The sequence below is a fragment of the Blautia sp. OF09-25XD genome (assembly GCF_003482095.1).
GTDB classification, from domain to species: Bacteria; Bacillota; Clostridia; order Lachnospirales; family Lachnospiraceae; genus Fusicatenibacter; species Fusicatenibacter saccharivorans.
The window spans coordinates 165928-180150 of the sequence record NZ_QUMG01000004.1; the positions used below are offsets into that span (position 1 = coordinate 165928).

At 45.2% G+C, this 14223-nt stretch carries 15 protein-coding genes and 2 pseudogenes; 5 read left to right on the forward strand and 12 right to left on the reverse strand.

Annotation, left to right across the window (positions count from 1 at the left end; all coding sequences use genetic code 11):
* Nucleotides 1–27: 27 nt before the first annotated feature.
* From DXA93_RS17755 to DXA93_RS05295, 6 genes and pseudogenes are all read right to left on the reverse strand, one after another.
* The gene (locus tag DXA93_RS17755) at nucleotides 28–171 is read right to left on the reverse strand and encodes a hypothetical protein (RefSeq protein ID WP_158579545.1); all 144 of its coding nucleotides are present in this window, start codon (nucleotides 169–171) and stop codon (nucleotides 28–30) included.
* A gap of 51 nt (nucleotides 172–222) precedes the next feature.
* Nucleotides 223–309, reverse strand: a pseudogene (locus DXA93_RS20505) (DNA-binding response regulator); the annotation flags it as partial.
* Nucleotides 302–2191 (reverse strand): DUF4118 domain-containing protein, encoded by a 1890-nt coding sequence (locus DXA93_RS05280; protein ID WP_119207848.1) that lies wholly within the window; start codon nucleotides 2189–2191, stop codon nucleotides 302–304. The gene DXA93_RS05280 and the pseudogene DXA93_RS20505, both read right to left, overlap by 8 nt.
* A gap of 335 nt (nucleotides 2192–2526) precedes the next feature.
* A complete protein-coding gene (locus DXA93_RS05285; protein WP_022462603.1) occupies nucleotides 2527–3174 on the reverse strand; it encodes a potassium channel family protein in 648 nt (215 codons plus the stop codon).
* Between the two features lie 19 nt (nucleotides 3175–3193).
* On the reverse strand, nucleotides 3194–4534 hold the full coding sequence (locus DXA93_RS05290; RefSeq protein ID WP_117804786.1) for a TrkH family potassium uptake protein: 1341 nt from the start codon (nucleotides 4532–4534) through the stop codon (nucleotides 3194–3196).
* A gap of 268 nt (nucleotides 4535–4802) precedes the next feature.
* Nucleotides 4803–5006 carry a hypothetical protein gene (locus DXA93_RS05295; protein WP_119207824.1) on the reverse strand — a complete coding sequence of 68 codons (204 nt, stop codon included), beginning with the start codon at nucleotides 5004–5006 and terminating at the stop codon, nucleotides 4803–4805.
* On the opposite strand from DXA93_RS05295, the pseudogene DXA93_RS20840 reads away from it, so the two are divergent.
* Nucleotides 5002–5289: pseudogene (locus tag DXA93_RS20840) on the forward strand (hypothetical protein); the annotation flags it as partial. The gene DXA93_RS05295 and the pseudogene DXA93_RS20840 overlap by 5 nt on opposite strands.
* A gap of 112 nt (nucleotides 5290–5401) precedes the next feature.
* Here the strand turns inward: DXA93_RS20840 and DXA93_RS05305 are convergent.
* From DXA93_RS05305 to DXA93_RS20510, 3 genes are all read right to left on the reverse strand, one after another.
* Nucleotides 5402–6343 carry a TlpA disulfide reductase family protein gene (locus DXA93_RS05305; RefSeq protein WP_119207825.1) on the reverse strand — a complete coding sequence of 314 codons (942 nt, stop codon included), beginning with the start codon at nucleotides 6341–6343 and terminating at the stop codon, nucleotides 5402–5404.
* An 83-nt stretch (nucleotides 6344–6426) separates the two neighbouring features.
* Nucleotides 6427–7341, reverse strand: coding sequence for a 4Fe-4S binding protein (locus DXA93_RS05310; protein ID WP_119207826.1), 915 nt, complete (start codon nucleotides 7339–7341; stop codon nucleotides 6427–6429).
* Nucleotides 7334–7477, reverse strand: a complete 144-nt coding sequence (locus DXA93_RS20510; RefSeq protein ID WP_055218540.1) for a CD1871A family CXXC motif-containing protein — start codon at nucleotides 7475–7477, stop codon at nucleotides 7334–7336. Before DXA93_RS20510 ends, DXA93_RS05310 begins: the two co-directional genes overlap by 8 nt.
* A 133-nt stretch (nucleotides 7478–7610) precedes the next feature.
* Here DXA93_RS20510 and DXA93_RS05320 point away from each other — a divergent pair, with 133 nt between their 5' ends.
* Both DXA93_RS05320 and DXA93_RS05325 read left to right on the forward strand, forming a co-directional pair.
* Complete coding sequence (locus DXA93_RS05320; protein ID WP_243105462.1) at nucleotides 7611–8258, forward strand: response regulator transcription factor; 648 nt, start codon at nucleotides 7611–7613, stop codon at nucleotides 8256–8258.
* Complete coding sequence (locus DXA93_RS05325; protein WP_119207827.1) at nucleotides 8255–9427, forward strand: sensor histidine kinase; 1173 nt, start codon at nucleotides 8255–8257, stop codon at nucleotides 9425–9427. Before DXA93_RS05320 ends, DXA93_RS05325 begins: the two co-directional genes overlap by 4 nt.
* 522 nt (nucleotides 9428–9949) lie before the next feature.
* Here the strand turns inward: DXA93_RS05325 and DXA93_RS05330 are convergent.
* Together DXA93_RS05330 and DXA93_RS05335 are read right to left on the reverse strand one after the other, a co-directional pair.
* Nucleotides 9950–10513, reverse strand: a complete 564-nt coding sequence (locus DXA93_RS05330; protein ID WP_117813574.1) for a group II intron maturase-specific domain-containing protein — start codon at nucleotides 10511–10513, stop codon at nucleotides 9950–9952.
* Between the two features lie 227 nt (nucleotides 10514–10740).
* Complete coding sequence (locus DXA93_RS05335; protein ID WP_119207828.1) at nucleotides 10741–12138, reverse strand: ATP-binding protein; 1398 nt, start codon at nucleotides 12136–12138, stop codon at nucleotides 10741–10743.
* A gap of 660 nt (nucleotides 12139–12798) precedes the next feature.
* Here DXA93_RS05335 and tnpB point away from each other — a divergent pair.
* The gene (gene tnpB, locus DXA93_RS05345; RefSeq protein ID WP_117805438.1) at nucleotides 12799–13140 is read left to right on the forward strand and encodes an IS66 family insertion sequence element accessory protein TnpB; all 342 of its coding nucleotides are present in this window, start codon (nucleotides 12799–12801) and stop codon (nucleotides 13138–13140) included.
* 142 nt (nucleotides 13141–13282) lie between these two features.
* Nucleotides 13283–13801, forward strand: coding sequence for an IS66 family transposase zinc-finger binding domain-containing protein (locus tag DXA93_RS05350; RefSeq protein ID WP_243109153.1), 519 nt, complete (start codon nucleotides 13283–13285; stop codon nucleotides 13799–13801).
* Here the strand turns inward: DXA93_RS05350 and DXA93_RS05355 are convergent.
* Nucleotides 13777–14217, reverse strand: a complete 441-nt coding sequence (locus tag DXA93_RS05355) for a hypothetical protein (RefSeq protein ID WP_119207829.1) — start codon at nucleotides 14215–14217, stop codon at nucleotides 13777–13779. The genes DXA93_RS05350 and DXA93_RS05355 overlap by 25 nt on opposite strands.
* Nucleotides 14218–14223 lie beyond the last annotated feature (6 nt).

The following is a 14223-nucleotide window of genomic DNA, read 5'->3' on the forward strand; positions in this document are numbered from 1 at the left end:
CTCCTTTTTAATTTTCTGTGTTTATGTTCAGTCTTTTCTTCGTCTTCTGGATTTCTTTTTGCTTCCAAAATCCGGAACAACGACCAGGGTGTTAAGACCCAGATAAGTTTCAACATCTTCTGCCGTTTTGATATTGTCATTCAGCACAGTCTGCAGTGTCAGAATTGCCAAAACAAGAACAAAATTTCTAAACAGTAATGGGGTCTGACCCCAATGTGGTTATTTATAATCGTGTGTTTTCAGTGTTGTCGTAATCAGGTTGTGGACCGGCGTATCGTCTTCCACGGCCAGTATCAATGTCTTATTCATTTAAATTCACCTCACTGAGCGGCAGCGTAAAACGAAAATGACAGCCGTGCGGAGCGCAGTCACGAAGCACCAGTTCCCCGCCATGCGCATTTACAATGGAGCGGCACAGCGCCAGCCCAAGGCCAAGGCTTCTGCGGCTGTCACTCACCTTATTTTTTCCGGAATAGAACATTTCAAATACATGCTCCCTGCACTCCGCCGGAATGCCGGGTCCATTATCCTCCACCGCAATCCATACGTTTTTTTCTTCTTTTCCGGCTGTAATCCGGATCTTGGATCCTGCCTGTGTATATTTTACTGCATTGTTGATCAGGTTTACCAATACCTGTACAATCAGCTTTGCATCCATGCGGGCGAGCAGTACATCTTCCCCGCAGTCCACCGTAATTTTATGTTCGTTTTTCCGCCGTTCTACATGGCGCAGCGCCTCACGGACTACATCCTCAACCACCTGATCGGATAACTGCAGTTTTACACTTCCATCTTCTATTTTCGTAAGCGCAAGCAGATTTTCCACCAGTTCAATCAGCCATCCGGCATCCTCATAAATATCCGAAAAAATCTGTTTCCGCATCCCTTCGTCCAGTGCGTCAAAGTTACTGATCAAAGAGTCTGCATTGCCGAGAATTGATGTCAGTGGTGTGCGCAGATCATGGGAAATCGTCCGCAGCAGATTCACCCGAAGCTGCTCATTTTTCGCCATGACTGCCGCCTCTTCTTTTTCTCTCGCACTTTGTTCCCGATCCAGTGCCATGGCGCACTCTCCCAGAATAGAAAGCAGGATACTGTTCTCAAACGCATCCAGTGGCTTTTGTCCGATGAAAATGCCGATCACACCATATCTGTTCTGTGCCGCATAGATGGAAAGGTACAGATACGGTTCTTCAGAAAAACGTTCTGTCATAGCTCCCGCCCGTTTCCGGTTTTTCAGAACCCACTGCAGGATTTCCTGTTCTTTCACATTAAAAACTTTTTCTGATTTTATTCCTGTTTCGGCGTTATAAAGAGTTCCCTGCACAATGCCGTTTTTCTTTTTTTCTACCGGCGCCACAACCAGATTTCTTCCCAGAAGCTTTATCAGCTGCGTTGCCGTAATATCAAAAATTTCTGACGCATCCTCTGCCTTTTGCAGAAGCTGGCTGGTATTAAAAAGAATCTTGGTTCGAAAGGCATCTCGTGCAGAAAGCTTTGCATTTTCTTTCAATTTTAAAGCAAGCGTACTGGTCAGGATTGAAGTGCCAAGCATGATCGCAAAGGTCACCGGATAGCCGGAACCATACGCATACAACGAAAGCCTTGGCTCTGTCATAAAATAATTAAACAGGATAACACTTGCCACAGAACTGATTACACTACAGGTATAACCGCTGGTCAGAATAGATGTCAGCATGACGCCAAACAAATATACGGTAATGATATTGGCATCGGTAAAACCGAGCCGAAAAAAGATTTCTCCAATTCCGGTCGCAGCAGCCAGAATCAGAACCGTAAGCATCAGTTCTTTCCAGGAAGGCAACTCCATCCACTCCAGAAATTTTTTTCGTTTCTGATATCTCCGGTACACGTCTGAGTCTGGAATGATGTGAATTTCCAGATCAGGCACAAGATCCGTCAGACGCTCGGTCCACACCCTTCGCTGATGGAAATAGCCCTGCTTCATCATGCTCTTTCCAATGACAATCCGCGTCACCTCGGAAATTCTTGCGTATTCTGCAATCTGCAGGGCAATATCCTCACTGTGTGTCGTTACAATTTCTGCCCCGCTCTGCTCTGCCAGACGAACATGCTTCTGCAGCCTTGCCAGATCCTCCGGTGTTTTTTCTGTTTTTTCTGCTGTCTGCACATACAATGCCGTAAAGCCGGCCTGAAACGCCTGTGCCATCTGCGCCGCAGTCCGAATAATTTTTTCATTGGATGGCGAAGAGGACAGACACACCAGGATATGCTCTTTTTTTTTGTTTTTCTTTTTCCAACTGTCTCACCCCACCTCCTATTGTAGATCATAAATGAAGAGAAAGCTATAGTCAGGAAATCTTTTTTTCTCCCGTTCCCTGTTCTTGTTTTCTGTTTTCCGTGAAATTTTGTCCCGTTTCCGGTTCCTCTCTTCTGTTTTCCGTGAAAAATGTCTCTATCTGATCCACGAGCACACCTCCAGACAAAAAACCGACCAGGGTAACGAAGAGCAGTCCTACACTTAACACAGAAATCACCTCTCTTTCAGATTCGAAAACATTTCTGGATCGCTTTATATTCACCAAGAACCAATATGGTAGCATCGCCATCCAGAACTGTCTCCGGAGACACCGCAACATCTGTTTTTCCATATTTTCTTGTTGCCAGAATATTAATACCGTATTTTTTCCGGATATCCAGCTGGCCGACATTTTTTCCAATCCAGTTCTCCGGGATTTCAACCTCAAAAATCGCATACTGACTGTCAATTTCAATATAGTCAAACACATGATCCGAGCTGTAACGAATTGCTGTCCATTTTGCCATCTGTTTTTCCGGATAAACAACCTGATCCGCTCCGTTCCGCAACAGGAATTTTTCCTGTACATCCCGTTCTGCCCGGGACACGACCCATTTTGCGCCCAACTCCTTCAAAAGACACGCGGTTTCCAGCGAATCCTGAAAGCTGCTTCCGATCGTCACAATACAGACATCATAATTTCCCACACCAAGGGATCGCAGAAAGTCTGCATTGACACTGTCACCGATCTGTGCATTTGTCACATACGGCATCACGGCGTCGATCCGTTCCTCATTTCGGTCTACCGCCATCACCTGATGTCCAAGCTGATTCAGATGCATGGCAATATGTCTCCCAAATCTTCCTACTCCAATCAGTAAAATATTTTTCATCTCATCTCTTCCTCTCTTCTTATCCTACATTTATTTTTTCCAGCGGCATTTTTGCATGTGCGCTCTTTCTCCCCGGCATCGCAGCATAAACAAGCGTCAGACCGCCAACCCTTCCAAGAAACATCAGTGCGATCAGAATTCCTTTCGAAAGAACACCGAGCTGCGGCGTAATTCCAAGCGTCAGGCCAACCGTTCCAACAGCAGATGCTGTCTCAAACAGACACTCAGAAATCGGCAGATTTTCTGCCACACTGATCACCATTCCTCCCATCAGCACCAGAAAAAGATACATCATCAGAATCGTAGATGCATTTTTTAATACCTCCTGGCCCACCCTGCGTCCAAACATCTGTGTGTCCTCTCTCTGACGGAACGTAGCAGACGCATTAGCTGTCAGCACGGCAAATGTGGTAATTTTCATTCCGCCAGCCGTTGATCCCGGTGCTCCGCCAATCATCATCAGAACAATCATAATCGCCTGGGAAGCACCTGTCATCCCGGAAAGATCTGCCGTATTAAATCCGGCCGTTCTTGTTGTCACGGACTGAAACAATGCGCAGAGCGTCCGCTCCTTGACCGGCATTCCGGCGAAATCCCGGAAGAAAAAGAAGGCCGCCGGAACAAAAATCAGAAACAGACTTGTAAGCAGGATCACCTTGCTTTGCATGCAGTACTGACGAAAATGGTATTTTTTTGTATAGATATCATCCCAGGTCAGAAATCCGATTCCACCTGTTACAATCAGCCCCATAATCGTAAGATTAACCAGTGGATTTCCCACATAAGAAGTCAGGGACGGATACAGATGATCCGTTTTTCCAAGAAGATCAAATCCTGCATTGCAGAATGCGGATACAGAATGAAACAACGCCATCCAGATTCCTTTTCCGCCGTAATCCCGTAAAAAAACAGGCAGAAGAAACAACGCCCCCAACAGTTCAATTCCAAAGGTTCCTTTGAGGATAAAACGCGTCAGGCGCACAATTCCGCCCACCTTCGGGGCAGAAATCGCATCCTGCATCGTGCTTCGCTGCATCAGGGAAATTTTTCTCCCGGAAAGCATCGCAATCGAAACAGCGATCGTAACCACACCAAGACCGCCGATCTGAATGAGCAGCAAAATCACGCTCTGTCCAAAGACGGACCAGTAGCTTCCTGTATCTCTGACTGCCAGTCCTGTCACACAGGCGGCTGATGTTGCAGTAAACAGTGTTTCTGTAAATGGCGTTACATTTCCTTCCCGCGAAGCCACAGGAAGCATCAAAAGCAGTGCTCCTGCCAGAATTACCCCCGCAAATCCAAGAATGATAATTTCAAACGACGACCATTGTTTCCTGTATCGCAGTTTTATACTCCACATTTCTCTTTTTACTCCTTCTTTTTGATTCCTCCTTATTTTAGAGACTTCCGTTTTAAAAACGTATAAATACCTTTTCCATGGCATTAAGATTGTATAAAGATTTTTCGAATTTCAAGCCCAAAAACAGGAACCGCCCAAAAGTTTCCCACAACAGTAATGGGGTCTGACCCCAATGTGGTTATTTATAAATATGGTTCGCCTTTTCTTCCAGCACTGCCTGGAAATATATCCGGAACCCTTCACAATCTCCTTCGACCCGACTCATACGTCATCCCGCCACCTCCATTTCCCCACGAAAAAAGCACCAGCCAACCAGGTGACCGATGCTTTCGTAAATATAATCATCCCCGTCCAAAACAATCTTTCCAGTCAGGTTCCACACCACGGACCACGGAGGACCATCATCCCCCGGAACACAAAAGGACAGCCTTCCATCTTCCAGAATAACAGGAGCCACCGCAATATTTTTCATCCGGTTATTAAACCGCTCCTTGAAAGGGACTTATACCACAGAACAATTACTTCACACTTTAAAAGACATAAAATTTGCGGATATAGAAGAACAGGGTTTCATGCCGGTATATGAACGTCAGGAAATCACTGACGCTCTCCATGAAACCTGCGGATTCAGAACGGACTATCCATTCATAACAAAATGGAAAATGAAACGTTCCTTTTTCCTTTGCCTGCTACCTCGTCTTGTAAATGTATTTGAAAAAAATCCTGTTATGAAAAGGGAGTGCGAAAAAACGTAACTTTGCTTTTTCGCACTCCCTTCCTATAATGTCAAGCCCTAAATCACTTCCGCAATCCGCAAGCCCCACTTTGCGGTATCGCTTGCTTCCTTTGGCTGCCGCAGTTCTCGTCTTACTTCGCGCTGTCTGCATCTATCACAGACTGGATCTGTTTCATCAGCGTATCATAATTCTCCTGATTGTCAATTCCGCCAAGCATCGGTTCTCCCACAATATTTCCATTTCGATCGACCAAGATTGTGGTAGGAAATGCCATAATATCGGAAGCATACTTTCCTGCCGCGGAAGCAGAATCAATGGAAAGATTGCGGTATTTCGCACCCTGGCTTTCGAGAACCGCTGCTGCTTCTTTGATCGCATCCTGATTTCCGTCAAAGGTTTCTGTGTTGATGCCTACAACCTCGCCTCCCATGGATTTGATTGCATCGTTTAATTCGTTCAGCTTGGATAACTCAGCAACACAAGGCTTGCAGCCGGTAAACCAGAAATTCACGACCGTTACCGCATTTTGGGAAAACAGACTTTCGTCAACTGTGTTGCCATCATAATCCTGACCCGAGAAATCCCGGAACGGAGACGCCTCTTCGGAATCGTTTTTCGCGTCGGTATCTTCCGATGCTGTACTGCCGTTTTCCATTTCCGCTATCTGTTCCTCAATTTTTCGTATCGTTGCAATATCATCCGTCAGTGTATTCAGCTCGTCCTCAGAAAAAGAGTCCTTGTTGGCTTCAACCGTGTCTGCCAGATAATCCCCATAATTTCCGCTCGGATCAGCCGTGCTTTTATTCATCATGCCAAACACCTTGTTCCATACGTCCGCATGATCTGAAAAAATCTGGTTCTCCTGCTGATATAAATCGTCCAGCTTTGTGCCGGAAGCCCCTGCCGTTTCGGTTCCGGATTCCGCAACAGATCCCGTAACAGCTTCTGTGCCGGATTCCGTCTGGGTTGTCTGCGTTTTCTTTGTGTCTGCAGCCTCTTTTCCGTTGCATGCGGTAAGTAATAATGCTACGCTGAGTGTAAAAACAGGGATAAAAGTTCTTTTGGTTTTCATAAATTATGGCTCCTTTTAAGATAGTATAATGTAAAAAACAAGAATTCAATATCATCCTTCGATGCTTCGTGATCTGCTGCTGATCAATGGTTTCTGATCTCTGACTGTTGATCTCCGGTGTCCTTTTTCTGACACGTTTTTCCCAGAAACTGATAGTGGATCGCATCCTTCGGGCAGGCCTTGATGCAGGCTCCGCATCGGATGCATTCCGGATGATTGGGAGTCCGGCACACGTCGATATCCATTTTACATGCCCTGGAACACTGATTGCATCCGACACATTTGCTGTTTTCAATCGTGATATGTAAAAAGCTTACCTTATTAAATAAGGAATAGATTGCCCCAAGAGGACAGATCCATTTGCAGAAGGGTCTGTAAAACAAGATGCTGAGCACGACAACCGTAATCAGAATACCGAATTTAAACGAAAACAGCTTGCCCAGTGCAGACCGGATTGCGGCATTTCCGATGGAAAGCGGGATCGCCCCCTCCAGAACGCCCTGCGGACAAATATATTTGCAGAAGAACGGATCTCCCATCCCGATCGAATTCGTTGCAAACATCGGCAGAAGAATCACAAAAACAACAAGGATGATATATTTCAGATACCGCAGCGGCTTCAGTCTGGCCGTAGAGAATTTCTTTCCGGGGATTTTGTGAAGCAAATCCTGAAACCATCCAAACGGGCACAAAAAACCACAGATGAATCTTCCCAGTGTCACGCCGAGTAAAATCAGGAACCCGGTTATGTAGTAGGAAAACTTAAATTTGGATGATCCGACAACCGCCTGAAAGGCTCCGATGGGGCACGCTCCCGTCGCGGCAGGACAGGAATAACAGTTTAGTCCCGGTACGCATACCGTTTTCGCTTTGCCCTGATATATTTTGCCCTGAAAAAAATTGGGGATATGAGGATTGGTAAGCAGTGTGGCCGCTGCCTGGATCCACCCGCGTATTCCGGCTATTTTCTTTGATCGTAACTTCTTTTTCTTATCCAATTCCGACACACTCCAGACATAATTTAATTGCTTTCCCAAGCACAGCAGCCGCTTCCCCTCTGACGGCGCCATAGCCCATCATCGCTATGCCTGTGATAACTAGAACAATTTGAGATATTTTTCTGCATTTCAAAATGTGGTTGCTCCTTTGATTTTATTGATTGACCAGCTGACTCTGATATTATACAATAGCTGTTGTAAAATCATTGTTAAGAAATGGGCAGGTGAAAAAAATTTTGAGATTATTAATCGTGGAAGATGAGAAACAAATGTGTGACACAGTTGCCAGAAGTCTGTACGCCGCCGGGTACGAGGTAGATACCTGCTATGATGGGGCAGAGGCTCTGGAATGCATCCTGGCAGAAAATTATGATCTGATTGTCCTGGATCTCAATCTGCCCGGCATGGACGGAATGGATCTTCTAAAAGAGCTCCGAAAGGAAAACGAAGAAACGAAGGTGCTGATCTTATCTGCAAGAGGACAGATTGCAGACAAAGTAGAAGGACTCGATGCCGGGGCAAATGATTATATGGAAAAGCCGTTCCATCTGCAGGAGCTGGAAGCGCGGATCCGCAGTCTGACGAGAAGAAAATTTGTACAAAAGGATGTCTGTCTGGAAAGTGGCGGGATCAAATTCGATACCATCAAACGAGAGGCCTATGCCAACGGAACCCTGGTTCCCCTGACAAGAAAAGAAAACGGCATTTTGGAATATCTGCTTCTTCACCTTGGCAGACCGGTAAGTCAGGAAGAATTGATCGAGCATGTCTGGGATGCCTCCGTGGACAGCTTCAGCGGATCCATCCGCGTCCATATGTCTTCGCTTCGCCGAAAGCTCAGGGCGGTACTTGGATACGATCCGATTTTAAATAAAGTAGGCGAAGGATATCAAATACGAGAGGAGTCCGACCGATGAAAAAAATATCACTGCAGTGGAGACTTACCTGTATCATTACCCTGTATATTGCGGTCATCTGTGGATGTCTGACCCTGCTTGTCTATAAAAACGGAATTTATTATATCGATTCCCTGCAGGAGACCGTAGATGCCCGGGGCGATGATGCCGGAGATCAGGGCGGAGACGGTACCGCAGACGGTTCCGATCAAATCTATATCAGCATTCCGGAGGACAAGTGGGATGAATTTGCCAAGGATTTCTCTGTTCAGGTGTACAACAATAAAGCAGACTACAAAAGAAACAGCCTGATCCTTTCCGCCTTATTGGCCCTTCTTGGCGGTGTAGCTACCTATTTTATCAGTGGCCATGCACTTCGGCCCATTCGTGAGTTCTCTGAAAAAATTGAGGAGGTGCAGGCACAGAATCTGGCCGATTCGCGAATTGAAGAAAACAAAGTAAAAGAACTGGACCAGCTTCGTATTTCGTATAACAAGATGCTGGAACGTCTTGCAGAGGCTTTTGAAATCCAGAGACAGTTTACGGCAAATGCAGCACACGAGCTTCGAACCCCATTGTCCGTCATGCAGGTACAGCTCGATTTATACCATTCCACCCCGCATCCGGGCAATGACGCCGACACCTTACAAACACTGAAAATGGTGACGGAGCAAAACGGCCGACTCAGCAAACTGGTCAAGACACTGCTCGATATGAGTGAGCTTCAAACAGTAAGCAGGGATGAAACCATTGCCGTTGACGCCCTCGTCGATGAAGTACTGGTGGATCTGGAACCGCTTGCCCAGGAAAAGGAGATAAAACTGATCGGGAACTGTAAAGATACCACGATGGTCGGAAGTGACATTTTGATTTACCGGATGGTATACAATCTTGTTGAGAATGCAATCAAATACAACCATTTCGGCGGACAGGTTACCGTAACCGCATATCGGAGTGGAAAAAACATCTGCCTGTCCGTAGAAGATACCGGAAGCGGAATCCCGGCTGAATTAAAAGAACGCATATTTGAACCATTCTTCCGCGTAGATAAATCCAGAAGCCGCCAGCTTGGCGGAGTAGGCCTTGGGCTGGCCCTGGTTCGTGAAATCGTGCGCGTACATGACGGCAGAATAACCGTTCAGTCCAGCCCGTCCGGCGGAACGATCTTTGAGGTAGTTTTTACACAGTGACATCATCCCAAAAGCCAGTCGATGATATTCAGTGGATAGCAAAAAATCTAGAGCTGGCACTCTAGATTTTTCTGGCTTACTTGAAAATATAATTGCTTTTCTTAGCTATTCATATACTAACACGTTTTTCTTTTAAAATCAACTTGAAAATATGAATTGCTCAAAATATATTTTTATGCTATCATGGATCTGCTGTCGACTCTTTCCAGCGGAGGGAGGTGACTTATTTGGAATACATAATTGCTTTTCTTATTTCTGTATTGGCATCTATAGTTGGCTACTATATTTGCAAGTGGTTAGACAGAAATGACAGACAGCACTAGCCCAAACGGAATAGTCCACCTTAACGGACTTGAGAATCCTGAAGCTGGCACTTCAGGATTCTTTTATTTCTGATCCTTTTTCTTTAAGAAAATCGCAAGGGGTCGAGTAGACGCACCCCTTACGATCGTGCGCCCCTCACAGATCCGGACGTGCGGCTTTTCCGCATCCGGCTCTTTGCGAAACGAATTGTTCACGTTATCATTCATATACACTGACATAGATCCGAGGTCTTACCAGCGGATAGCTGTTATTCATCATATTGAGAAATCTTATCCAGTTATAGCTTTTCTTCTGGCTTCTCCGATTCAAACAATAAAACAGGCTTTTCATAATATTATATCGGAATGCTGTTATACTCTTTGAATTGTCAGTGATTCCATAGTAATGGTAATAACCAGTCAGTATCTGATTGAGTTTTGTTATAATCTCCTTCAGACTGTGTGTCCTCATTCTCGCTAACAGCAGATTGATCTCTCTGCATTTCTTTGCAAATTTCTTCTTACTGGTTTTCCTCTTTACCCTGAATCTACCATTCCTGCTCTGGGAACAGTAGTGTGTAAAACCCAGAAAGGTAAAGGTCTCTGGCTTCTTTCCGAGTTTCTGGCATCTTGCCTTCGCATAACGCCCAAACTCTATCAGACGACTCTTTTCTTCCTCAAGGCTTAATCCAAAGTATTCCATTCTATGTTTCAAGTGTTCATAGAACCATTCTGCATCTGATTTATATTGGAATGTCACTACAAAATCATCAGCATAAACCACCAGACCTGCATAACCTTTGTACTATTTATATTCTAGCACCATTCCAGTGCTTTGGAGAGCTTTGTGGTATCGCCGCCGATCTCAACGGTGATGCCCTGGATTCTGGAGGCCATTTGCGTAACCACTCCTTGCCGGCATGAAAAAAGCCCATCTGCACGGAGCAGACAGACTAAAAATGGGTATAAAAATGTCCTGCCAGCTTTCACCAGCAGGGTTGATTAGAATTTTTACTTGTAAAGGTCTTCCAGCGTTATCAGCCGAACTTCACCTCGCTCTTGTGCCTGAAGAAGTCCATCTGTGAATCCGCCTTTCGAGAAGATATAGTAGTGATAGTTGTTGCCCTTTCCAAAAACTGAGGCATAATCCCGAATCAAATCGAGTTCATCCACACCGATTTTCTCATTCCGGTATTTGCATGAACCGATGATATAGTCTTTGCCCTCAACAGGAGTTCCGACGATATCAATCTGTATCTGCTTTTTCTTCTTCGGGTCTGTCCCCCACCACTGGCCGATTTCACTCAGCTCAATAGGAAAGCTATCCGAATAATAGAGCAGGTAATCCTGACACATCTTCTCATAAATTAGACCCATGTAATCAGGAAGATACTGCTTTACAGCGTGTGGATAGGTCTTTGCAATTCTGCCAGAGTCAATGGCACTCATATTGATTGGCACAAACCGATACCAGAAACGGAAGAAGTTATCAGCCAGCAGATAGATGGTTTTCTTACCCGGTTTTTCTGTAATCGGTGTTTCTTTCTTCGCAATGCCAAGGTCGATCAGCGTTTTCAGGTACTTCGATACGACCGAGTTTTCCTCGCCGACCTTCATCTTGATATCGTTCATTCGGGAAGCACCTTCTGCAATCGCTTTAATGATTGCATTATAAATGGCCGGCTCCCGGAGTTCCTGCTTCAGTAAGTTCCCCGGTTCCTCATACAGATAGCTGGAGCGGTCAAAGAAATTATCCAACAGAGCTTCATCCACACTATCTCGCACATCCAACTTATTGATATAGTGGGGAACTCCTCCCGTGATCCCATAAATCAGGGAATTGTCTTCTGCAGACAGATTTGGGTGGAACACAGCGGTTTCTTTATAGTCTAGCGGCTCAATCTTAAACTGGCCAGTACGTCTGCCATACAACGGACTTTCCTTTCCAAGCACCTGACTCTCCATGAAGCTCATAGAGGAGCCGCAAAGAATCAGGTACATCTTGGACTCTGTCCATTTGTGGTCGATGATGTGCTGCAGCATCGCTGAAATAGCTGGTTTTGCTTTTGCAAGATAAGGATACTCATCAATGACAAAGACAATCCTCTTTTCCTTTGAAAGTGCTGTCAACTCATCCAAAGCTGCATCATAGGACCTGAACTCCGGTGCAGACTCCATATCCGGCCGCTCAAAACTCATAATCGACTTTGAGAGAGCTTCCAGATTTTCCTTTCCTGTCGTGTTCAATGCAGAAAAGAAAATGGTAGGCTTATCTTTGCAGAACTCGTTGATCAGTGCCGTTTTACCAACACGCCGTCTGCCGTAGATGACAATGCACTCAAACTTATCACCTGCATACCGTTTATTCAGTTTCCGCAGCTCATCCTCACGGCAATAGAATTGACTCATCTGCTCACCTCCAATAATTATACTCGTGAGTTAGTAACTCGTAAGTTACTTCTTTACGAGTATAATAAATCAGATAGTCTGCAAAGTCAAGTAAAATAAGTCGAACCTTTAGAATCGATCGAAGTCCGACTGACTTGCCAGCTCTTTGTACGGTAAGCGCCAAGTATTCCTGCGGATTTTCAAATCCTTAGATTTCCCCTATAATTGCAGCTGATAGATACTTAGATTATTTCACTACAATTATGGAGGATAGGTTATGGCAGGTACTCGCAAGACCCGCGTTCCGATGGTGGAACAGATCAGACTTATCAATGAATGCCGTCAGAGCGGCATGACAGATGCTGACTGATGTCGTGAAAACGACATTGCAGTAAGCACCTTTTACAAATGGGTCAGCCGTTGTCGGAAAACAGCAGCGGATCAGATCCCAGCGGCGAATTATGGCCATCTTGAGGTTCCACGCCCGAAACAGGACGTGGTTCCCATTGACATTGTTCCGGATCACATTCCGGAACAGCATACCGCATCGCAGATGCTAAATTCGAACCTTGACAATTCACATACGATTGAAGTTTCTATGAAGGATATCACAGTCCGCATCAACAATGATGCGGATCCTGTTCTGCTCACCAGGACTTTTCGCATGCTTCAGGAGTTTTCATGTTAGGTGATATTTCCGGACTTGAGAAGATCTACATTGTCTGTGGCTACACGGATATGAGGAAATCTATTGACGGACTCTGCACCGTTATCGAAGACCAGCTTAAGATGGATCCGTCGTCCAGTGCTCTCTTCCTTTTCTGTGGAAGAAGACGGGACAGGATCAAAGCCTTGTTCCGCGAACCGGATGGCTTCGTTCTGATCTATAAGCGATTGTCTGTCCGCGGCGGTTATCAATGGCCCAGAAAGCAGTCAGAGGTCCGGAATCTTTCCTGGCGGGAGTTTGACTGGCTGATGTCCGGGATTGATATTGACCAGCCAAAAGCCCTCAAAGCAGAATAAAAAGCTCGTGGATCCTGGCAGAAATCCTGCATGGAAAAATCCGGAAATCCCTTGTAAATCCGGCATTTTTCAGGCGTTGTTTTCCTTTAGTAAAAGCCCCCTTTCTGGTATAATAAAGGAATCAAATCCGAGGAGAGAAACGATGGCTTCCAGTGCAAAAGATATCCAGCTTCGAGAGCTGAAAGATACCGTATCACAACTGAAAACAATGATAGCGGAGCAGACGGAACTGATCAAAGCTCTCCGTCTTATTATTGACGAAAAAACCAGTCATGAGAAAGCTCTTCAGGAACAGGTAGATTATCTGACAAAAAAACTCTTTGGTCCCTCCAGCGAGAGAAGATCTGATGATATTCCGGGACAGCAGAATCTCTTCGATGAAGCAGAAGTGGAACAGGATCCATCCCTGTTGGAAGGCGAAACGGTAATCCGGGAGCATACCCGTAAAAAGAAGGCAGCACATGAGGAACTCTTCAAAGGCCTGAAAGTTGAAAAAGTAGTGGTCCCACTTCCGGAAGAGGATCAGATCTGTCCGGTATGTGGTACGCAGATGGTCCTGATCGGCGAGGAATATGTCCGCCGGGAACTGGAATTCATTCCTGCCACCTGTAAAGTGATCGAATACTACAGCCAGAGCTACTTCTTTAATAATTTGAAATAGGTGTCATCCGTTGACCAACGTCCACTTCTATGTGAAAGCATCTTAGTAGAAAAAGTGTTTTCCAATTTTTCGGTAATAACACGAATCTTTTCGTCCATAATGTTTTCCGGATACTCAAATAAATAATCCCTCTGATCATTTACTTTTTTCAATGGATACTCTGGTGGATTATTCCATGCATGAAGATGCATTCCAATTTCACAGGTATCCCTTCTCAAACAGTCTGTCATGTATTCTATGTAAAATGGATCTTCTGCCATTTCATAGTTTGTTAACCATGTGGGCTTAAATCCGAATTTCTCCGCAAGTTCCTGAAATCGCGGGATAAACCGTGCATTCTCTGTTGAACAAGGCGCATCCGGATTCCACTGCCCATCGCCTTCTGTATCAATTGTAATAATAAATTTTTTCACCATGCTAGT